Origin of the sequence: Ferrigenium straubiae (genome assembly GCF_051257895.1) — a bacterium.
GTDB classification, from domain to species: Bacteria; Pseudomonadota; Gammaproteobacteria; order Burkholderiales; family Gallionellaceae; genus Gallionella; species Gallionella straubiae.
Map to the genome: position 1 here is coordinate 816093 of NZ_CP194331.1, position 20018 is coordinate 836110.

Genomic DNA, 20018 nt, shown 5'->3' on the forward strand with positions numbered 1-20018 from the left:
GTCAGGTTCTCCTTAACATCGAGCGTAACGATTCAGCAGGCCATGGCGCCGGGGCGTTCGCGCACCTGTGCCGGACGGGCGTTCTCCTCCGCCCAGGCGTGCAACCGGGCGATATCGGCGGCGCGCGATTTCGCGAGCGGCACGGCGGCCTCCAGCGCGGCACGGATATCCGCTTCCGCGAGCGGCCGGGCTCCATCGTCGAAGGCGCGATACAGGCCGTCCACCACCGCCGCCTCGATCTCCGCGCCCGAATAGCCTTTGGCGGCCTCGGCCAGCACGGCGACGTCGAAACTTTGCGGGTCGCGCCCGCGCCTTGCAAGATGCAAATTGAAGATGCTCGCACGCTCACGTTGGCTCGGCAGGTCGACGAAAAATATCTCGTCGAAACGCCCCTTGCGGGTGAATTCCGGCGGCAGGTGCTGGATGTCGTTGGCCGTGGCGGCGACGAACACCGGCGCGGTGCGGTCTTCCAGCCAGGTGAGGAAGGTGCCGAACAGACGCCGCGCCACGCCGTTGTCGCGCACGTTGCCGAGGCCGCTGAAGGCTTTCTCCAGCTCGTCGATCCACAGCACGCAGGGGCTCACCGCCTCGGCGGTGGATAGCGCGCGCCGCAGCCGGTCTTCCGATTCGCCGAGCAGCGAGCCGTACACCTTGCCGAGGTCGAGGCGCAGCAGCGGCACTTCCCAATCGGCCGCGAGCGCCTTCGCGGTGAGGCTCTTGCCGCAGCCGGGTACGCCCGCGAGTACCACGCCGCGTGGCGGGCGCAGACCGAAGCGCAGGCCCTCGGGATCGAATGCCTGGCGCCGCCGCGCAAACCAGTTCTTGAGCGGCTCCAGCCCGCCGACGTCGGCGAAGCTCACGCGCGGGCGGCAGAATTCCAGCACGCCGTCCTTGCGCACCGTCTGCTCCTTTTCGTCCAGCACGCCCTCGGCGCAGCCGGCATCGAGCGCGCCGCGCTGCGCGATGCCGCGGCGCAGCACGCGCTCCGCCTCGCGCCGCGTGAGCCCGAGTAGCGCGCGCGCGAGCGTGTCCCTGATTTTTCCGTCGGGCGCCGGCTGACCTTCCTGCGCGGCAACCTCGTCCGCGAGCCGCTCCATCTCCGCCAGGTCGGGCGGCGGGTAGTAGAACAGGGTCGCGTCCGCGCCCAGCTCTTCCGGCACCTCCGCCGATGCCCCGACGAACACCAGGCTCTTGCGCATGTGCTTGACCGTCCATACCGCATCGCGGATCAGGCGCACGATCACCGGCGTGAAGTGCCGCTGCATGTCGAGGAAAACGTAGATCGCCTCGGCGGGGCCGTGGAACACGTGCTCCAGCGCCTCCACCGGATCGCCGGCAGTCTGCGGCGCGACCTCCTTGCCCTCGCGGTCGCACAGGCCGCGCGTCGCGCTCCACACGTAGAGGCTGATGTCCTTCTTCGCCGCCATCGCCTCGCGCACGCGCAGCAGCGAGGCCAGCGCGCGCTCTTCCTCATGGGTCTGCAGCCAGAGCAGCGGAAAATGGGCGCGCAGATGGACCTCGATGCGGCCTTCGACATCGTTCGCCATCGCGGCGTGGCGCGCTACGGTGCGCAGGTCGGCGACGAATTCCGCCGCGCTCTTGTAGCGCTGCTCCGGGTCTTTCTCCAGCGCCTTGGCAATCACGCGCGGCAACCGTACATCGAACGCGCCGGTTTCCAGCGGCGACAGGTCGGGCTGGTCGTAGAGGATGCGCTGCTTCAGGGCTTCTTCGTCCGGCGCATTAAAAGGCAGCTTGCCGGTCAGCGCCTCGAAGACGATCACCGCCAGCCCCCACAGATCGGCGCTGCAACCCGCGCCGTCCCCGAACTGTTCGGGCGCGAGATAGGCCGTTGCCGTCCGTGCGGATTTGGAATGCTTCATCAACCGGGTCAGGCCGAAGCCGAGGATTTTCACCGCGCCGTCCGGCTGCACGACGATGCAGGAAGGCCGGATGTCGCGGTGTACCGTCAGCCCCTGATGGGCGTAGTCGAGAGCGGCACCGGCCTGCGCCGCGATGCCGATCGTCTCGGCGAGCGGCAGCGGGCCGCGCCGCTCGAGCATGCGGTCGAGGGACTCTCCCTGCACCAGCTCCGCCACGGCGAACAAACAGCCGTCCGCCTCGCCGATGCCAAACGCCGTGGCGATGCCGGGATGCTGCAGCGTGCGAACCGCGCGCAGCTCATGTTCGAGCAGCGCGCGCGCCTCCTCATCCTGCGCATGGGGGATGCACACTGCCACGCGCTGCGGCCAGCCGTTTCCCTGCGGCGCAAGGTTGCCGGCGGCATATACAGTCTTGAACCCATCCCGCTGCAGCGGCGCCTGATCGAGGGCAAAATCGCCCACGCGCTTTTGCGGCGTATCGGTCGAAGTGGCTGGACTCATGCAGTCATGCCTTTCTGTATGTGGTCGCGGTTATGAGTGATGCGAAAATTGTTACTACAGCAAACCTCTGAATCCGGCATCCCCCCGAGCAATTTAGCACATGTGCAATCCGGCGCCATATGGGTAATTTAACGCATTGACCGTTGGCCGGGAAAGACATAGATTGCGGCTAGCCTGTGCTGTACGGCGTACCCAGGCGGACGGTAATGGACGTATGATGCGCCCGAAATGAATATCCGATATTGAAGGGAGCCGCGTCATGGACGAAAGCACAATGGAAAAATCAACAAACGGCAGCGAGGCAAACCACCGCCCGCCTTTCACCGCTATCGACTGGATAATCGCGGCGTTCAGCATCGCCTTGATGGTCTTCATCCTCCTGAACCTCCCTGTTTTTTAGCCTCCCGACATGCAGTCCATCGAGCCTGACCGTCGCCCCGGGGTAGGCTTGGCGCTGGGCAGCGGCTCGGCGCGCGGACTCGCGCACCTGGGCGTGATCCGCGCCATCGAGGACGCCGGCATCGAGGTCGGATTCATCGCGGGCACCAGCATGGGGGCGCTCATCGGGGCGATCCACGCGGCCGGCAAGCTGGACGAACTGGAAGCCGCCTTCCTCGGCTTCGACTGGAAAAAAACCGCCTCCTTCTTCGACGTCGTCCTGCCCAAGTCCGGCCTGCTCGACGGCGCGAGAATCAGCGAACTGGTGCGCGCGCATATCCATGCCGACAGCATCGAGGCGCTGCCGCTTCCTTTCGCCGCCGTGGCGACGGACATCGTCAGCGGCGAGGAAGTCGTCATCAGGAGCGGCGACGTGATCGAGGCGGTGCGTGCGAGCATCTCGGTGCCCGGCATCTTCACGCCGGTGCGCAGCAACGGGCATATCCTCGTGGACGGCGGCATCACCAACCCGGTGCCGGTGAGCGCGGCCCGCGCCATGGGCGCCGGCATCGTGATCGCGGTCGACCTCAACCACGAGATCGTCGCCGGAAAAAACCTGAAACCGCTGCTGAACGGGGAAAAGGCGGACACCGCACCCGGCATGTTCTCGCGCTGGGTGGGCGATTACCGCCTGTCGATGAAGGACATCCGGCAGAAGCTCCTCGCGGGGGACAATCCCGTCTCGGCGCAATTCAGGCAGTGGGCTTCCCAGGAGCCGCTGCCGAGCATCTTCGAGGTGCTGCTGGCCTCGATCAACATCATGGAAACGCGCATCACCCGGACGCGCCTCAGCCTGGACCGGCCGGATGTCATCATCCAGCCGCCGCTCGGGCATATCCGCTTCCTGGAATTCGACCGCGCCGAGGAGATCATCGCGATCGGCTACGAGCACACGCGGCGGCAACTGGCGGCGCTGCCGCCCGAGATGATCGAAAAAATATCCTCTCCCTCGTAATGCCGCGGTAGTGAACGCGGCTCAATCCGTGTAATCTCCGCATCAGGATTTTCCACCGAGCCTGAAACACATGGTTTCCGTCCAGCACGACTTTCCCCCTCTCGCGGGCGAGGACAGCGCAGACATCCAGGCCTGGCTGGCCGCGCTGCCTCCCGCTTATCCGCCCGCCGAGATTGCGCTGATCCGCAAGGCGTGCGAATTCGCCGCGCCGCTCTACCACGGGCAGACCGAAGTCACCGGCACGCCGCTTTTGCGGCACGCGTTCGGCTCGGCGGCCATCCTGATCGGCATGCGCCTCGACCACGAAACCATCGCGGCCGCCGTGCTGCACGCCGTGCCGGATTACCTCGATGAATGGGCCGAGGCGCTGACCGGGCTTTTTGGCCGCAGCGTGACGGCGCTGGTCGAGGGCATCTCGCGCGTGGAGCGCATCCGCCTGTTCAGCGAGATACGCGGCGCGCAGGACAAGGACGAGGCCGCGCGGCAGATCGAGAGCCTGCGCAAGATGCTGCTGGCGATGGTGGAAGACATCCGCGTCGTGCTCATCAAGCTCGCCGAGCGCACCCAGACCCTGCGCAACCTGTCCGGCGCAAGACCGGAGCAGCAGGAACAGATCGCGCGCGAGACGCAGAGCATCTTCGCCCCGCTCGCGAACCGGCTCGGCGTGTGGCAGCTCAAGTGGGAACTGGAAGACCTGTCGCTGCGCCACCTGGAGCCGACGCTCTACAAGAAGGTGGCGAGGCTGCTCGACGAGCGCCGCGTAGACCGGGAGCGCTACATCGCGGAGGTGATCGCGCGGCTCAAACAAAAGCTGGATGCGGCCGGCATCGCGGCCGAGGTGACCGGCCGCCCCAAGCACATCCACAGCATCATCAACAAGATGAAGCGCAAGCGTGTCGAGTTCGGCGAGCTCTACGACGTGCGCGCTGTGCGCATTTTGGTAAGCGATGTTCAGAATTGCTACGCGGCACTCTCGGTGGTGCACGAGCTCTGGCCGCCCATCGCCAGCGAGTTCGACGACTACATCGCGAACCCCAAGGGCAACGGCTACCGCTCGCTACACACCGCCGTGACCGGCCCGAAAGGCCTTGCCGTGGAAGTGCAGATCCGTACCCACGAGATGCATCACGACTCGGAACTCGGCGTCGCCGCGCACTGGCGCTACAAGGAAAACAAAAAGTCCGAAACCGGATTCGATGACAAACTCGCCTGGCTGCGCCAGATTCTCGCGTGGAAGGCGGAGCTGGCCGACAGCGGCAACCTGCAGGAGCAGTTCAGGAACGAATTGCTGCAGGACCGCGTGTACGTATTCACGCCGCAGGGCAAGGTGCTGGACTTGCCGAGGGGCGCGACCCCGGTGGATTTCGCCTACACCCTGCACACCGATCTCGGCCACCGCACGCGCGGCGCCAAGGTGGACGGCAACATCGTGCCGCTCAAATACCCATTGCAGAACGGGCAGCGCGTGGAAATCCTCACCGCAAAACAGGGCGCGCCGAGCCGCGACTGGCTCAGCCCGCGGCTCGGCTACATCAGGAGCGCGCGCGTGCGCGCCAAGGTGCGGCACTGGTTCAAGACGCAAAACCTCGACGACAGCATCGCGCAGGGAAGAACGTTGCTCGAGCGCGAACTGCAGCGCCTCGGCGTGAGTTCCGTCAACCAGGAGAAAATCGCGCAGCGCCTGCACTTCCACAAACTGGAAGAACTGCTCGCCGCCCTCGGACGCGGCGAGATCACTCCGCACCGCGTCAGCCTTGCCGTCCAGCAGGAGGTTCCCGCGAAGCCGGCAGCCGCTCCGCAACCCGTTTCCCGCAAGCCCGCCATGCGGCGCAACTCCGCAACGGGCGTGCTGATCGAAGGAGTGGACAACCTGATGATCAAGCTGGCCAGGTGCTGCAAGCCGGAGAAGCCTGCGGCCATCACCGGCTACGTCACGCGCGACCGCGGCATCACCATCCACCGGCAGGATTGCGCCTTCATGCAGCGCGTGCCGGAAGACAAGCGCGACCGGATGCTCGGCGCGGTCTGGGCGAGAGAGTAGGAAAAATCCGATCGCCAATTCGCCAAAAGAACTAGTCCGTATTACCCGAAAGAACTAGGCCGAAATATATAGGCATTCAGGCATATATGAATTTCCGGAGAGGATGGATATAGTGCGCGCCTTTTTTACAGCGGCCTTTAACGGACAATGGAAAAAATCATATGGTGGAAAAGCAGGCGCCCGGCTGGCTTTGCCTGGTCGAAGCAGTTGAGTATTGGAAACGCAATACTGGACTCGGAGCATCGAAACCTGATAAGCAAGATCAATAACATCCTGCGCATGATCGAAGCGGGGAATGCCGCCGAACTGCCTGGTGCGTTTGAACTGCTCGAAACCTGGCTGGTGACTCATTTTGAAAATGAGAGAATCTTTGCGCTCTCCATCGGCCTTGATTTCGGCCGCCACGACCTCGCGCATCGGCGTTTGCTGGACGAGCTTCAATACCTGCGGGACGAACTGGCAGCAAACAACTGGACCATGCCCGGCAACAAGATCAGGACGCTCTATCAATTTCTGCGCGATTGGCTGGTCGGGCATATCACCGAGGATGACATGCAGATGAAGCCGGCTTTTGGGAACTGCCAGTATGAATATATCCCGTCGTACAAAAACTCCCTGGCCATGGGCAATTAAGCGGCAAGCTTTCCGAAGCCTCGCATCCCGCCCCAAAACGCGCCCCCGCGTAACAGGTGAAGCCTCATAATGGGCAGAGGAGGCTTGCCCGGCAGGCTATGCGAGGCGCTCTCCGGTGCATCGACGAACAAGGATGGCAAGCGTGAAATCCGGAAGAAACGACCCCTGCCCCTGCGGCAGCGGAAAAAAATACAAGAAGTGCTGTTCCGACAAACTCGAAGCAGGCGCGGCATTTCCGCCTCCGCGGCCACCGGCTCATTTCGCTGCGCCAGAAGTGCCTGCCGCACAAGGGACGCCCGGCCATCGGGAAATCGGCGCCCTGGTGTCGCTCTTCAACCAGCAGCGCTACATGGAAGCCGAGCATCTAGCGCGCTCGGTGACGGATAATTTTCCGCGCTACGGTTTCGGCTGGAAGGTATTGGGCGCGGCAGCCAATCAGTTGGGTCGAAGCGCGGACGCGCTGGCCTCCCTGCAGAAAGCGGCGGCACTGCTGCCGGACGACGAAGAGGTGCACTACAACCTCGGCAGCACGCTGCATAACCTGGGGCGGCTGGACGAAGCCGCCGCAAGCTACCGCCGCACGCTGGCGATCAGGCCGAATTACGTCGAAGCGCATAACAATCTCGGCAACACCCTCAAGGACATGGGGCAGCTCGATGAGGCCGCCGCGAGCTACCGGCGTGCGCTGCAGATCAGGCCGGGTTACGCCGAGGCGCACTGCAACCTCGGCAACACCCTCAGCGAACTGGGACAGCCCATCGATGCCGAAGCCAGCCTGCGCCTGGCGCTGCAGATCAGGCCGGATTTCGTCGAAGCGCTCAACAGCCTCGCCCTGCTGCTCAATGCGCAGGGCGATCCGGCAACGGCCCTGAACGTCGTGTACCACTCCCTGCAATACAGAGAAACGCCGGAAGCCAGAAACATCTTCGTCGCCTGCGCGAAACACCTGCACTTCACGCAGGACGACAGCGGCGTCCGCGCGGCGATGGTGCGCGCCCTGACCGAACCCTGGGGGCGGCCGAGCGAACTGGCGCAGGCCGGCTTCGGCCTCGTCAGGCTCAACCCGGACATCGGGGAATGCGTGGCGCGCGCAGCCAATGCCTGGCCTCAACGGCTCGCGGCGCAGGAGCTATTCGGCCCCTCCCCTCTCCCCAACCCTCTCCCGATGCCCTCTCCTCAATCCTCTCCCGCAAGCGGGAGAGGAGGCGAACGAAAAGAGCAATCTTCAATCCCTGCGGGCGAGGGGGCAAACGAATCGCTACGCGGGCCTTATGTTGACGGCCTTGCCGCGCTCGCCAACGATGCGCTGCTCATCGCCCTGCTCGATGCGATGCCCGTCTGCGATATCGAAACGGAACGCTTCCTGACCCTCGCGCGCCATGCCCTGCTCGAAGCCTCCATGGCGGGCGACGAAACCGGTGCCGCCTTGAGTTTCTGCAGCGTGCTGGCGCGCCAATGCTTCATCAACGAATACGTGTTTTCGTTCACCGATGGAGAAATCGGCAAGGCGGGAGAATTGCGCGACTCGCTGGCCGCGGCGCTGCAAGCGGGTGCGCAAATACCTCCGCTGTGGCTTGCTGCGGTCGCGGCCTATTTTCCGCTCGGCTCCCTTCCGCTCGCCGGGCGGCTGCTTGAAAAACAATGGCCCGAGGAAGTCGCGGCCATCCTGAAACAACAGGTGCAAGAACCGGCGGAAGAGCGGGAACTGCGTGCCGCCATACCGCGGCTGACCGCCATCGAGGACGAGGTGTCGCTGCTCGTGCAGAACCAGTACGAGGAGAACCTCTACCCGCGCTGGATCAGGCCCGATCCTGTGGTGAAGGCAAAAGACATCTCCGCCTATCTATCGCAAAAGTTTCCGCTGGCTTCCTTCAAGCGCCCCGGCAAAAGCGACAGCATCGACGTGCTCGTCGCGGGCTGCGGCACCGGCCAGCATTCCATCGCCACGGTGCAGCGCATCGAAGGCGCGCAGGTGCTGGCCATCGACCTCAGCCTGAGCAGCCTCGCCTACGCGAAACGCAAGACGCAGGAGCTCGGCCTGACCTCGGTCGAATACGCGCAGGCCGACCTGCTGAGGCTCGGCTCGCTCGGGCGCAGCTTCGACGTGATCGAATCGGTCGGCGTGCTGCACCACCTCGCCGACCCGTATGCCGGATGGCAGGCGCTGCTCTCCCTCTTGCGCCCCGGCGGCTTCATGGAGCTCGGCCTCTACAGCGCGACGGCGCGGCGGAACATCACAGGCATATGGGACTTCATCGCCGAGCGCGGCTACGGCTCCTCGCCCGAAGAAATCCGGCGCTTCCGCCAGGACCTGATCGATGCGGGCAACCATGCGGAGTTCGGCGCGGCGCTGAACTCGGCGGATTTCTTCAGCACCAGCACCTGCCGCGACCTGCTGTTCCACGTGCACGAACACGGCATGACGCTGGCGGGCATCGAGGAATTCCTGCGAAAAAACAAGCTGACCTTCCTCGGCTTCGAAATCGGCGCCGAGGTGCTGCACGCCTACCGGCAGCGTGTCCCCGAAGACCGCGCCGCCACCGATCTTGCGCAGTGGCAGGTTTTCGAGAACGAGAATCCCGATACCTTCGGGAGCATGTACCACTTCTGGGTGCAGAAGAATGAGTGAGGTTTACAAATTGAAGAGCGCGGAATGAAATCAGGGGAATCAAAAAATTCCGCCACTCCGGCGCAGGCCGGAATCCAGCAAGACAAAAATGCATTTTGTTTTAAACCCACTGGATTCCGGCCTGCGCCGGAATGACGGCGCGGGTGTCACACAACTAGCCGCTGCCGGCACACGCATGTATAGTTCGGCGAGCCAGTTGAATAACAATCAGGAGATAAAATGCAAAGTCAGTTGATCAGGGTCAAGACGATAACGGGAGCACCGATTTACATCAGCCTCTGCGCCGATGAAGACCAGAAAATCTTCGTCCTCATGAACATCACCGCGTTCACCGTCGGCACCTATTTCGAAAGCGCGGAAAAAGCGCTGAAGGAATGCATCGACGTCATCAACAAGGTCCTCGAATACCGGAGCAAGGGCGACAAGATCGAGGCGCTCCATTCGGATCACGGAGGCGCATTCCTCAGCAACGAGGAGATGGCGAGCATCCTGAGCCAGCCGCCCGCCGAGACTTCCCGGAAACACTGAAGAGAACAAACCACCCGCTACTCGAAGGTGCCTTTCCCGGGATTTTTTAGGGCGTCTACTTTATGTTAGCCATCATCAATGTTGTCACCTGCATATGGGATTGATGCCGCGTCGCTACTCTTGGGAATTGGCACTTCAGCGCTCGCCAGTTGGCTTGCGTACTTCATAGCCAAGAGACGCAGAGCATTTGCCCAAGAGGAAGAATCGATGTCACAGAAGGACCGACTAAAAATACTGAACGAAGCACTAACCGTATGCTCTCTGGGCCATATCGCGTTTGATAAGCCCGGCTCAAGACAGACTTTTGGCTTTGGGCCAGAAGCTCTGAACATTGTCGGCGATGACAACAGAAGAACGTTTGACCAAACGATCAATAAGCTTATGGAAACAGGTGTCTCTGGCACCTTGTCAAAAGCAAAGTTTACACAACTGCTAGTGCCAACCTTACAGATCAAGAAGAAGGCGGCTATTGACTTTACGAAAGGAGATTGCGATGTATTCTGGAAAAGCATAGAGGCAATTCCAATCGTAGAGCATCGCGTACTTCGAGAGGTGTTTGGCGCATCTTTCTCCAATAGCACGGACCCGCTGAACATATCGTGCTTTACGATCTACGATTGGCATCGCCACAAATCGCTGATTACAGGGCCACATGTAACTAATGATTCTTGGGTATGGAACGAATCTAAGCATGGCCTGCTGGCTGAATGTAAGGTTCAGGCCCGAGACGAACAGAAGGCCCTGGAACTTGCAGACATTCTCTTTGCCAAGCTGGAATCGACCATACGTTTCATGATTGGCCACCGAACGGAGCGCTTTGAATTCGGCATCCTCAACTATGCTGGCTCACGCCTTTCTCAGCACTACCTGTTCAATGACAATCACATTACTGCGGGCAATTCTCGCAAAGGCTCGATAGAGGCCATCCCCCTTGACGATGAGTATTTTTCTAAGCCAAGCCAAGAGTTTGCACGGTTGCTCGGTCTCTTAGCCTCTCAGTGCAACAGTCTTGAGAGGCGAATACTTCGCAGCGTTGAATGGACTGCACAGGCCCTCATTGACCCAAATCCGGCTAGCGCATTCATCAAGGCAGCTACTTCCCTCGAAGTCCTCTTTAGCGCGACCGAAAAAGGTGTAATTACTCCATCAATCATGGCGCAGATATCTGAAAGTTGCGCTCATATCCTGGGAAGCACGCCTGAGTCGTGTGTGCATATTGAGGCTACTGTTAAGCGACTCTACGGGATTCGATCCGCAGTCGTTCATTCCGGTAAAGATAGCGTTCCCGAAGAAGACCTCGCCACATTCATACACATTGCTCGATCTGTCGCAATTGAGCTCTTAGCCAACAGTAGCTACTTGGCTATTGAGAGCATCGAAAAGCTACATGAAACGCTAAGAATCAAGAAATACCAAGCGCCATGACGATGGCTAACCTCTCGGTCAACACGGACCTCGCGCAACAAGCAACTAAAAGGGGCAGCCTCGCATTATTTTACAACCCGAAGCCGTGGATTGAATTAAGCGAGGCAGCTACCTAGAAGCTGCCTTAAAAATTCGCGAGGAGGGATGGATGCAAGGCGCACGGAGCGCAGCAACCGGAATGTACACAAGTACATGAGGATTGCGAGCACCGCGCAACGCCGCAGACGCCCTCCGCAGCAATTTTGAAGGCAGCTTCAGGCAGGCTCCCCGCAGATCACCCTGTTCCGTCCCTCATGCTTGGCCTGGTAGAGCGCCTTGTCCGCGGCGGCAACCATGCGGTCGGCGAGCTGGTGGTTCCCTGCGGCAGGGTCCGCGGCGGGCAGCATGGAGATTCCGATCGAGATGGTGAGGTTGATCGACTGCCCGGATTGCGCGTAGATGTTTTCTTCTGCGATGCAGCGGCGTATCCGTTCCGCGATCTGGCTGGCATGGTACATATCGGTCTGCGGCAGCAGCACGACGAATTCCTCGCCGCCATAGCGCGCGATCGTGTCGCCCACGCGCAACTGCGACTGGATGAAGCTGGCCACGCCCACCAGCACCTCGTCGCCCGTCTGGTGGCCGTAGGTGTCGTTGATGCTCTTGAACCTGTCGATGTCGAGAAACATGCAGGCCAGCGGATGCTTGTGCCGGCGGGCCTGGCTGATTTCGATCTGGCAGCGGTGCTCGAAGTAGCGGCGGTTCTGCACGCCGGTCAGCGCGTCGGTCAGCCCCATCCGCTTCAGGCGCTCCTGCGAGAGGGCGTTCTCCAGGCAGATCGCGACGATTTCGGCCAACCGTTCGAGGAAGTCCGTCCCGCAGCCGGCGCTATAACGCTCCGGGTTGGCGCTGCCGAGATGCAGGCTGCCGATCAGTTCGCCGTGCCGCATGAGCGGCATGAGCGCGACCGATGCGACCGCCTTCGCGGGAGCCTTGAAGAGGGGCTGGTGGTGCCTGGCGTCGAAGGCGCCCAGATACGGACTGCGTTTCCCGCCGTACAGGGCTTCGAGCGCGGCGGGCGACTTGAGCAGCGTGAGGCCGTTGCGTGCCTCTTCGTTGCCGGCCCCGCTTTCGAGAATCCGGCTGGCCTCGTGCTCCCGATCGACCAGCGCCAGCGTGACGAACTCCACGCCGAACGCCAGCCTGTACTCGGAGAGCAGGAGGTGAATCAGTTCCGGGAGGGAATCGGCGCCGATCAACTGGCGCTGGAGCTGGTCGAAGCGGCGCATCTTGCTTTCGTTCTGCCGTGCCTCGTGCAGCAGCGCTTCGAGCTGCTGGCGGAGTAAATGATTCTCGGACTGGAGATGATTATTCATTTCCTGCGTTATCGGCTACCCAATCCGGTTCTTTAGGAGCTGCTTTCCGAAGTGGCCCCTTGTTTTGTGACGTTCCCCCTTCGATACCTCAGGGCGAACGTGATTTATATTCATGCCGAATCAATAGCCGCCAATCGTCAGTTGAATAACCATCCATGGCTAACTAGCGACTAGCGTCTAACGACTGTTTTCACCAGATCACGTCAGGCAATTTCAGCCTTTCCACGGGCTTGTCGCCGAGCAGGTGCTCCTCGATGATGGCGTTCACGTCTTCCGGTTTTACGCCACCGTACATCACGCCTTCCGGATAGACCAGCACGCTGGGGCCGGTGCCGCAGGTGCCGAGGCAACTGGTGCCGGCTACCGCATAGCGCCCCCACAACTGTCTCTTTTCAAACTGCTGCATGAACTCCTGCAACACGGCCCCGCTGCCTTTCGCCGCGCATGAACCGCGCGGATGATCCTCCGGGCGGGATTGCGTGCAGATGAATACGTGTTTTTTTGGCTTGCCCATTCCTGTCTCCTGGTTAATCTATTATTGGTTCCGGTTTCATCCATGCCGGAGGGGCCGCCATTGTAAGGGAGGAATCCCTGTTCTTGACAAGCGCGCTGCATTTTTCCGCCCTACAGGTCCATCTTGCGTTCCACCCTGCGCGGCTCGCCGGGGGCGCGATTGTCGTCCAGCTTCTCGATATTGACCTCCTCGGTTTTCGCGCTGCGCGATGCGTTGCGCGCCTGGCCGAAGATGACCAGCTTGCGCAGTTCCTCGATATGCTCGCGGTGCGATTTGGCGAGCGGCACCATGGTGGCGGCGGCAGCGAGCAGATCGGCGGTCTCGACCTCGCGCCCGCCGTCGATGAAGGCCGGGAACTGCGCGGCGTTGACCACCGCCTCCAGTTCCGCCCCGACGAAGCCCTCGGTTGCTTTCGCGACGTGCGACAGGTCGAACTTGTTGCGGATGTCGGTGATGCGGTTCTGCCGGAGCAGCACCTCCAGGATTTCTTCGCGCTCGGTGAGGGTGGGCAGGTCGAGAAAGAACACTTCGTCGAAACGTCCCTTGCGCAAAAACTCGGTCGGCAGGTGCCGGATGTTGTTGGCGGTCGCGAATACCGACACCGGAGCCTGCTTCTCCTGCATCCAGGTCAGGAAGGTGGCGAGCACGCGTGCGGCGGTGCCGCTGTCTCCTATCGAGCCGGCAAAGGCCTTCTCGATCTCGTCCACCCACAGCACGCAAGGCGCGATCACCTCGGCGATCTCCATCGCTTCGCGCATGTTCTTTTCCGACGCGCCCAGCAGGCCGCCGAACACCGCGCCCATATCGAGGCGCAGCAGCGGCTGCGCCCACATGCCCGCCGCGACCTTGGCGGTCAGGCTCTTGCCGGTGCCGGGAATGCCGATCAGCGCGACGCCGCGCGGCTTCGACAGGCCATAGTTGCGCGCCTCTTCGGAGAAAGCCATGCGGCGCAATTCCAGCCAGTCCTTGAGTTCGTCCAGGCCGCCGATGCGGTCGGCGTTCTCCACATAGGGATAGAGTTCCAGCATGCCGCTCTCGCGGATGATCGCGCACTTCTCCTCGGTGATGAGGTCGGCGCAGCGCTCGTCCAGACGTGCGCCGGAACGGCCCCGGCTCGCCGTCACCACGGCCTTGCGGAACACGCGCTCGGCCTGGGTGCTGGTCAGTCCGAGCGCGGCCTCCACCAGCTTGATGCGCAGCGACGGCTCGACCTGTTCAAGCGCGCCGCTCGCGCCGGCGGTGCGCTCCAGCAGCGCGTCCATCTCCTCGGCGTTGGGCTTGGCGAGCTCCAGCACCGGCACGTCGTGCTTGAGCTCCAGCGGCAGGCAGTATTCAGGTGTGATGATGACGATGTTCTTGCGTGGCTGAATTTCCGGCAGTTGCGCCGCGAGGTTGCGCAGGCTGCGCAGCGCGCCGCGCTTGGCTTCCCATATCTGGTGGAAATCCTTGAGCACGAAGGTCGCGCTGCCCCTGTAGTCGCGGATCATGCGCAGGATGGTGTCGGCCGTGGCCTCGCGCTTGTCGTCAAACGGCTCTTTCGCGCGCCTGAGGCAGACGAACTGGTCGCCGATGTCCCAGGTATAGAGCCCCTCGCCCTCGGGCCAGCCGGGACGTCCGGACAGCTCCATGAGTTCGCGCAGCACCCGCCCCTCTTCGCTGGTGACCACGTTGACCACCGCGATGCGCGCGTCGAAATGCAGTTTCAGTTCGTCTTGAAAGGACATGTGCGGCTCCTGGTTATCGTGTAATTCCAACTCCGTCTAGTGGCGTCTCTGGAATCATTAAAACTTGTCATGGCTCCCGTAGGTCGGGCTTGAGCCCGACATGTCGGCCTGAAGGCCGACCTACAACATCTACATCAACCGGGAATCCCGTCACCGACACGCTGCCATCTACGCCGATACGGAATTCGCTGCGGCGCGGCCCTAACTCTACGCCGCGGTAGCGTTCGGTCAAGTACAGCAGTTCCTGGTTGCTGCTCGCAAGCAGCGGGTGGTGCTGCGGCAGGTCGCGCCGGTAGGGGCCCGCCGCGAGCAGGTCGGCGGCGGCAAGCAGCCGCCGCACGCCGGGGTTGCGGCTTGTGCGCAGGGTCGCGGCCTCGTAGCCGGTGAAGACCATCACTCCCTTGCCGACGGCGCGCACCGCCTCCGCCACCTCGGCCAGCGCCGCGGCCTGCGCGAAGGGCTCGCCACCCGAAAAGCTCACGCCCTCGGTATCCGCTTGTGCCAGCAGCAGCGCGACCGCCTCGTCCACCGTAGATTCGTAACCGCCCGCGAAAGGCTGGAAGTCCGGGTTGAAGCAGCCTTCGCAGCGTAGCGCGCAGCCATGCACCCACAGCACCGAGCGCAGGCCGGGGCCGTTGGCGCGCGAGTGCGGCAGGAATGCGGCGAGCCTGAGGGTGGATGGTTTGCTCATTACAAGAAACTCACTTCACCACGAAGGACACAGAGATCACGAAGATTTCTCAGGGAATTGCTTGATATTGGAAGATTACCCATAAGGTGAAACCAATTTTGTAGATAGCCCATTGTTCTTCTTCGTGGCCTTCGTGTTCTTCGTGGTTCAAATATGGAATTCATCGTCGCTTAGAGTTTCACGAACGGCATGTTCTTCACCGGCAGCTCCATCTTCTCGCCGCTGGACAGCTGCACATACGAACGGCTGTCCGGGTGCAGGTCCTTCAGCGACAGCGTGAGGCGCTTGTTGGCATCGATGCCGAAGCCCGCGACGAAGCGCTTCTCGCCGAGGGTGCAGGGCGGGTCGGCGTGGATGAATTCCGAGTCGCCGGGATTCATCTGGCGCAGCGCGATGTCTTCGCGGCGCAGCACCTGCACCGGCCTGAGGCTGCCGCCTTCGATCTCGTAAACCGTTTCCGGGCGCACCATCACGGAACGCTCGGTCACCACGAGGCCGAGCCTGGTCGCCCCCTCGCAGGCGGCATTGATGAATTTGTTGCTCACCGTGCCCTCGGTCGGATAGGCGGTTCCCTTCGGCACCACCGGCACCAGCACGTAATCCTTCGCTTCGCGGTCCCAGCTGCGCAGGCAGTAGTCATGCACCAGCTTCTGGTTGAGGTCTTCGCCGGCATAGCGGCACGCGCCGCGCGCAACGGCCTCGAACGGGGATTCGCAATGCACCGGACAGCCGCCGAACTGCTCGCGCACGCGCTGCGCGATGCCCAGCAGCAGGCTGGAGCCTCCGGCGAGGAAGACTGCGCGCACCTGCGATTTTTCCGTGCCGTATTTCCTCGCAGTTTCCAGCGCGCGATCCAGCGTGCGCACCACCAGCCCATAAAGGCTCACACCCCGCAATTCGGGACGCGGCCGTTCAAGCAACTCGCGCAATTCAGTGACGGTAAAGGCGTGGCCGATGAGGCGGCCGGTGATGTCGTTGAACTGCTCGATCTCGACGCGCTCTTCGCCGCCCGAGAGGCGTATCTTGGCATCTTCCACCGCATGCAGCAGGGCGACGCCGACGTCCGCCAGATCATCTTCGGTAAGCTGTTTGGCCTCCTGCATCCGGCGCAGCAGCCACTGGTCCACCAGCGCACCGCCGATCTCCTCCCCGGCGCGCCCGAGCACGTCGCACAATTGCGTCTCCCCCGCGCCCATGTCGCGCGTCTTCACCACCGACACGTCCAGCGTGCCGCCGCCGAAATCGAACACCACGTAGACCTGGCCTTCGCGCACGTGCTCGCCGTAACCGAGGATGCAGGCGGTGGCTTCGTCGAGCATGCGCACCGTGCCGTGATAGCTCTTCAGCACGGCGTCCTGCAGCCAGTCGGCATACTTGTCGTAGGCCTCCACCGGCAGCGTGACCACGAGGTCTTCGCCGGCGTGGTTTGCGGCGGACATCAGGATCTGGCCGATCAGGTCCTCGCCGGCCTGGCGCGGGGTGATGAGGTCGCCGTGGATGCGGCGTGCGCGGTTGTTGTCGCGCAGGATGTCGAGCTTGAACTTACTGAAGGTGCCGCGATGGCTCGCAAGCCCGGCGTTTTCCACCTCGGCGCCGGTGCGTAGCGTATGGCTTTCGCCGTAGTGCGCGAGCGACGGGATTACGGCCGATTCCTGCACAGAGTTCTCTCCCGGCAGCCGGTAGCGGTAGGTCTTGGTCAGCCCGTCCAGGCGCAGGGTTTCGGCGCGGCGCGTGGCTGGGTTCCAGCGTACCAGCACGGTGTTGCAGGTGCCGAAATCCAGCGCCAGCGTCATCTTGTTTCCTCGCCTGCGCGGCTGGCCATGGCTTTGAGCAGCACGTTCTCGCCCATGCGGTAGCCGACGAAGCGCACCCTGATCCTGTCACCGTCATCGACCTCGGCGCCGCCGATGCGCTGATGCCAGCGCGCATCGAAGGCGGCCTCTTCGCCCACCGCACCGATGCGCGCGAGCCCCTCCTCGGCCAGCACCTTTTCCAGCATGCCGAACAGCCTGAACACGTCTTTGAGACGCGGCGCACGCTCCCCGCCCGCCAGCGATTCCATAGTCGTAAGCTGAGCCAGCAGCGGTGCGAGGCGCCGCGCCAGCGCATCGAATCCGGCGCTCGCCGCGCTGTCGCGCTCGCGTATGCCCTGCTCGCGCAGCCGCTCGTATTCTTCGCGCAGCGCGGCGATCTCGCCGTCCTTCTGACGCAGATCGAGCTCCAGCGACGCGACGCGGTTGCGCATATCTTCCGGGGCGCTTCCCGCCAACGCGCCCAACGCGGCGCGGAGGCGGGACATGAAATTATTTGGTTGCGCTGTCATGATCGGATTCCCATTGTTCCTTTCGATAGACCGCCAACAAGAAGTTCAGACATCTTGAAAATTCTTCTCAGAATACTTCATCGGGAGCATCCTCGACTTCGATGGCGTGGTGATCGGTAGCCTCGGCGCCCGTATCCACCGTAATGCCGGCGCCGACAAAAACTTCCTGGAATGCGCACAGGATTTCCAGCAATCCGAGGTTGCGCACATCCAGCTTACCGGCCGCGAGCAGCGCGGTGTGGCGTGCATACTCCTCGGGCGTGCCGCCCACCGGCGCATTGAGCAGCGCAGCATCACAGGCAAATGCCGAGGCCCAGAATACGTGATCCTCGCCGGGCTGTGCGCAGAATGCCAGATCGACGAGCCGCGCGATCAGCCGCTCGGGCCAATGCGCACTCGCTGCCGCAGCGGCGATTCGCGACGCATCGGCGATGCCACGCTTGTAGCCGAGATAGAGGCCACGCGCCTTGACGAAGGGATCGTCGGCCTCGAGGTCGCTGCGCAGCTGGGCATCGTCGGGCTCCTGCACGCGCCACCCGTCGAAGATATCCAACATACCGGGGGGAAGCGCAGGGCCGCTCTCCGCCTTTATTCCTTTCAGGCGCCGGTAGGCGGCTACTGCGCGGTCGACGGCGGCACGCTGGCTGACGCCGCCGGGGCGTGCGGCAATGTCTGACCAGCGTTCGCAGAGATCGAGAACCTGCATCAGTCTGAGGGAGCGGCAGGACTCGAAGAGGCCGTCTTCGTCGGCAACCAGCCTGAGGTTATCGACGCTGCGGGTCGCGTCGGCACCGCTGCCGGCCAGTGCTTCGCGGTAGGCGGCCTTGATGCGGCGGTCGTGGCTCGCGGCGACCGCGCGTGCGAGCCGTTCGCGCAGCGGCTCGGGCGCCATCGCATAGGACTGGATCAGCAAATGGCCGCTCTCGTCGTGCAGCGCTGCATAGCGCTGCAGCCTGCCCGCCACCAGCGCATGCAGCGCTTCCAGCACGGGGTTGCCGGGCTGTCTTTCCTGCTCGGTGATGAGTTGTTCCAGATCACCCGATTGGGAACGCACCCACGCGGCGTAGATGGCGTCGTTGATTTCCTCATCCGTCACCGTCAGGCTGCGTGCGAAGAGGGTGACCGCTTGCAGAATTTCCGGGGCTGCATCTTGATGTGCCGCAGCGAGAATGTCGCGCGTTGTTCTGGCCTGCGCCGCACAACTCGGCGGCCAGCCCAGATGCGCGAGAATGGCCGCGACTCGCACGGTGGGTGCCTGCGCCCAGTGCCCCCACAAAGCCAACACCTTGCCGGTGTCGTGTTCGGCTGTAAGCTGCCGCAGAACGGCGTCGATCCGCGCGGCATCGGGATGATTGCTGTCGAGCGCCTGGGCCAGCGCAATTGCCGCGGCCGGCGTGCCGGGCTGCCTTCCCTGCTCGACGATGAGTTGTCCCAGCTCAACCGATCGCGAACGCACCCATGCGCCGCAGAGGACATCATTGATTTGATCCTCCGCCAGCGGCAGGCTGCGCGCGAAAACCGCCACTGCTCTCAGTATTTCCGGGGCTGCGTCTTGATGCGCTGCAGCGAGGATGTCGCGTACTGTTTCTGCCTGCACGCCCCTATCCGATGGCCAGCCCAGATGCACGAGAATGGATGCGACCGGCGCATTCGGCACCTGCGCCCAAAGCTCCCACAGAGCCCGCACCTTGGCAGTGTCACGCTCGGCTGAAAGTTGCCGCAGGGCGGCGTCGATCCGCGCGGTATCGGGATGCCCCCGGATCAGCGCTTCGGCAAGAACAACTGCCGATGCCGGGTCGGATGACGCCGTCAATTCGCGGATGGCAGACAGCCTGCGAAACCTGCCCAGCAGGAAGGTGCCGTCGTGGAGCTTGCGCCTCTCTTCTTCGAGCGTCATATGCATCGCATTGTGCGTTCGTTATGTTCCCCGTTCCCTCACCTGCCCGGCATTTTAAAGGCACAGATGCGCATGATGCCACTGTACTTTCTTGATGCGCAAGGTTTTAAGCGCACGCTGCGACCAATATCATTTCTGGTGGGTGAATGACCGATTTCGGGCGCTTGCCCCATGAAAAATTCAGCAGCAGACGAGCGGGGAATGACTGTTCATGCGACAAGGCAGGAGCCGAACGGCGCCGATGTTGCCAACAAACAGAGAAGGGAAGGAAAAGCGGGAAAAGCTGCGCCGATCAAAACTGTCGCAATTCAAATTGCGCACACATCGCGTAATGCGCTTGATTTTATTACTGGTCGGGGCGAGAGGATTTGAACCTCCGCGGCGATAGGTCATGATAACCCATGACCAATGAAGCCACCAATAGCAATGCAGCTGGTTGAGCATGATTCATCATAATTCGGCTATTGACCGCCACAAAAACGCC

Annotated in this window: 16 protein-coding genes; 8 read left to right on the forward strand and 8 right to left on the reverse strand. The window is 62.5% G+C overall.

All coding sequences use genetic code 11. The annotated features are described in order from the left end of the window. Positions 1-32 precede the first annotated feature (32 nt). Positions 33-2381 carry a protein kinase domain-containing protein gene (locus ACRRNM_RS03760; protein WP_435626901.1) on the reverse strand — a complete coding sequence of 783 codons (2349 nt, stop codon included), beginning with the start codon at positions 2379-2381 and terminating at the stop codon, positions 33-35. A gap of 259 nt (positions 2382-2640) precedes the next feature. Here ACRRNM_RS03760 and ACRRNM_RS03765 point away from each other — a divergent pair, with 259 nt between their 5' ends. The 7 genes from ACRRNM_RS03765 to ACRRNM_RS03795 all read left to right on the forward strand — a co-directional run bounded on the left by ACRRNM_RS03765 (position 2641) and on the right by ACRRNM_RS03795 (position 11030). Continuing rightward, on the forward strand, positions 2641-2781 hold the full coding sequence (locus ACRRNM_RS03765) for a hypothetical protein (protein ID WP_435626902.1): 141 nt from the start codon (positions 2641-2643) through the stop codon (positions 2779-2781). A gap of 9 nt (positions 2782-2790) precedes the next feature. Beyond that, positions 2791-3774, forward strand: coding sequence for a patatin-like phospholipase family protein (locus ACRRNM_RS03770; protein ID WP_435626903.1), 984 nt, complete (start codon positions 2791-2793; stop codon positions 3772-3774). A gap of 70 nt (positions 3775-3844) precedes the next feature. Then, positions 3845-5815, forward strand: a complete 1971-nt coding sequence (locus ACRRNM_RS03775) for a RelA/SpoT family protein (RefSeq protein WP_435626904.1) — start codon at positions 3845-3847, stop codon at positions 5813-5815. Between the two features lie 147 nt (positions 5816-5962). After that, a complete protein-coding gene (locus ACRRNM_RS03780) occupies positions 5963-6448 on the forward strand; it encodes a bacteriohemerythrin (RefSeq protein ID WP_435626905.1) in 486 nt (161 codons plus the stop codon). 142 nt (positions 6449-6590) lie between these two features. Further along, positions 6591-9077 carry a tetratricopeptide repeat protein gene (locus ACRRNM_RS03785; protein WP_435626906.1) on the forward strand — a complete coding sequence of 829 codons (2487 nt, stop codon included), beginning with the start codon at positions 6591-6593 and terminating at the stop codon, positions 9075-9077. A gap of 219 nt (positions 9078-9296) precedes the next feature. Next, entirely contained in the window at positions 9297-9605 is a 309-nt protein-coding gene (locus ACRRNM_RS03790) for a hypothetical protein (protein WP_435626907.1), read from the forward strand. A 207-nt stretch (positions 9606-9812) separates the two neighbouring features. Beyond that, the gene (locus ACRRNM_RS03795) at positions 9813-11030 is read left to right on the forward strand and encodes a hypothetical protein (RefSeq protein WP_435626908.1); all 1218 of its coding nucleotides are present in this window, start codon (positions 9813-9815) and stop codon (positions 11028-11030) included. A 254-nt stretch (positions 11031-11284) separates the two neighbouring features. On the opposite strand, the gene ACRRNM_RS03800 is transcribed toward ACRRNM_RS03795, so the two are convergent. The 7 genes from ACRRNM_RS03800 to ACRRNM_RS03830 all read right to left on the reverse strand — a co-directional run bounded on the left by ACRRNM_RS03800 (position 11285) and on the right by ACRRNM_RS03830 (position 19534). Beyond that, entirely contained in the window at positions 11285-12385 is a 1101-nt protein-coding gene (locus ACRRNM_RS03800; RefSeq protein ID WP_435626909.1) for a DUF484 family protein, read from the reverse strand. Positions 12386-12575: 190 nt separating this feature from the next. Next, the gene (locus tag ACRRNM_RS03805) at positions 12576-12899 is read right to left on the reverse strand and encodes a (2Fe-2S) ferredoxin domain-containing protein (protein ID WP_435626910.1); all 324 of its coding nucleotides are present in this window, start codon (positions 12897-12899) and stop codon (positions 12576-12578) included. A 110-nt stretch (positions 12900-13009) separates the two neighbouring features. Next, entirely contained in the window at positions 13010-14623 is a 1614-nt protein-coding gene (locus ACRRNM_RS03810; RefSeq protein ID WP_435626911.1) for an AAA family ATPase, read from the reverse strand. Positions 14624-14690: 67 nt separating this feature from the next. Next, positions 14691-15314, reverse strand: coding sequence for a 4Fe-4S cluster-binding domain-containing protein (locus ACRRNM_RS03815; RefSeq protein ID WP_435626912.1), 624 nt, complete (start codon positions 15312-15314; stop codon positions 14691-14693). Positions 15315-15484: 170 nt separating this feature from the next. After that, on the reverse strand, positions 15485-17107 hold the full coding sequence (locus ACRRNM_RS03820) for an Hsp70 family protein (protein WP_435626913.1): 1623 nt from the start codon (positions 17105-17107) through the stop codon (positions 15485-15487). Continuing rightward, the gene (locus ACRRNM_RS03825) at positions 17104-17637 is read right to left on the reverse strand and encodes a nucleotide exchange factor GrpE (protein ID WP_435626914.1); all 534 of its coding nucleotides are present in this window, start codon (positions 17635-17637) and stop codon (positions 17104-17106) included. The genes ACRRNM_RS03820 and ACRRNM_RS03825 overlap by 4 nt, the downstream gene beginning before the upstream one ends. 67 nt (positions 17638-17704) lie before the next feature. Then, positions 17705-19534 (reverse strand): hypothetical protein, encoded by a 1830-nt coding sequence (locus ACRRNM_RS03830; protein WP_435626915.1) that lies wholly within the window; start codon positions 19532-19534, stop codon positions 17705-17707. Between the two features lie 171 nt (positions 19535-19705). Between ACRRNM_RS03830 and ACRRNM_RS03835 the strand changes: the two genes are divergently transcribed. Beyond that, complete coding sequence (locus ACRRNM_RS03835; RefSeq protein WP_435626916.1) at positions 19706-19906, forward strand: hypothetical protein; 201 nt, start codon at positions 19706-19708, stop codon at positions 19904-19906. The last annotated feature ends 112 nt before the right edge of the window (positions 19907-20018 follow it).

What these genes read in the sequence shown, in the direction of transcription:
- ACRRNM_RS03835 (WP_435626916.1), top strand. Translation starts at nt 19,706, where the DNA reads ATGAAAAATTCAGCAGCAGACGAGCGGGGAATGACTGTTCATGCGACA.
- ACRRNM_RS03800 (WP_435626909.1), bottom strand. Translation starts at nt 12,385, where the DNA reads ATGAATAATCATCTCCAGTCCGAGAATCATTTACTCCGCCAGCAGCTC.
- ACRRNM_RS03810 (WP_435626911.1), bottom strand. Translation starts at nt 14,623, where the DNA reads ATGTCCTTTCAAGACGAACTGAAACTGCATTTCGACGCGCGCATCGCG.
- ACRRNM_RS03765 (WP_435626902.1), top strand. Translation starts at nt 2,641, where the DNA reads ATGGACGAAAGCACAATGGAAAAATCAACAAACGGCAGCGAGGCAAAC.
- ACRRNM_RS03790 (WP_435626907.1), top strand. Translation starts at nt 9,297, where the DNA reads ATGCAAAGTCAGTTGATCAGGGTCAAGACGATAACGGGAGCACCGATT.
- ACRRNM_RS03775 (WP_435626904.1), top strand. Translation starts at nt 3,845, where the DNA reads ATGGTTTCCGTCCAGCACGACTTTCCCCCTCTCGCGGGCGAGGACAGC.
- ACRRNM_RS03815 (WP_435626912.1), bottom strand. Translation starts at nt 15,314, where the DNA reads ATGAGCAAACCATCCACCCTCAGGCTCGCCGCATTCCTGCCGCACTCG.
- ACRRNM_RS03825 (WP_435626914.1), bottom strand. Translation starts at nt 17,637, where the DNA reads ATGACAGCGCAACCAAATAATTTCATGTCCCGCCTCCGCGCCGCGTTG.
- ACRRNM_RS03830 (WP_435626915.1), bottom strand. Translation starts at nt 19,534, where the DNA reads ATGACGCTCGAAGAAGAGAGGCGCAAGCTCCACGACGGCACCTTCCTG.
- ACRRNM_RS03770 (WP_435626903.1), top strand. Translation starts at nt 2,791, where the DNA reads ATGCAGTCCATCGAGCCTGACCGTCGCCCCGGGGTAGGCTTGGCGCTG.
- ACRRNM_RS03805 (WP_435626910.1), bottom strand. Translation starts at nt 12,899, where the DNA reads ATGGGCAAGCCAAAAAAACACGTATTCATCTGCACGCAATCCCGCCCG.
- ACRRNM_RS03795 (WP_435626908.1), top strand. Translation starts at nt 9,813, where the DNA reads ATGTCACAGAAGGACCGACTAAAAATACTGAACGAAGCACTAACCGTA.
- ACRRNM_RS03820 (WP_435626913.1), bottom strand. Translation starts at nt 17,107, where the DNA reads ATGACGCTGGCGCTGGATTTCGGCACCTGCAACACCGTGCTGGTACGC.
- ACRRNM_RS03760 (WP_435626901.1), bottom strand. Translation starts at nt 2,381, where the DNA reads ATGAGTCCAGCCACTTCGACCGATACGCCGCAAAAGCGCGTGGGCGAT.
- ACRRNM_RS03780 (WP_435626905.1), top strand. Translation starts at nt 5,963, where the DNA reads ATGGAAAAAATCATATGGTGGAAAAGCAGGCGCCCGGCTGGCTTTGCC.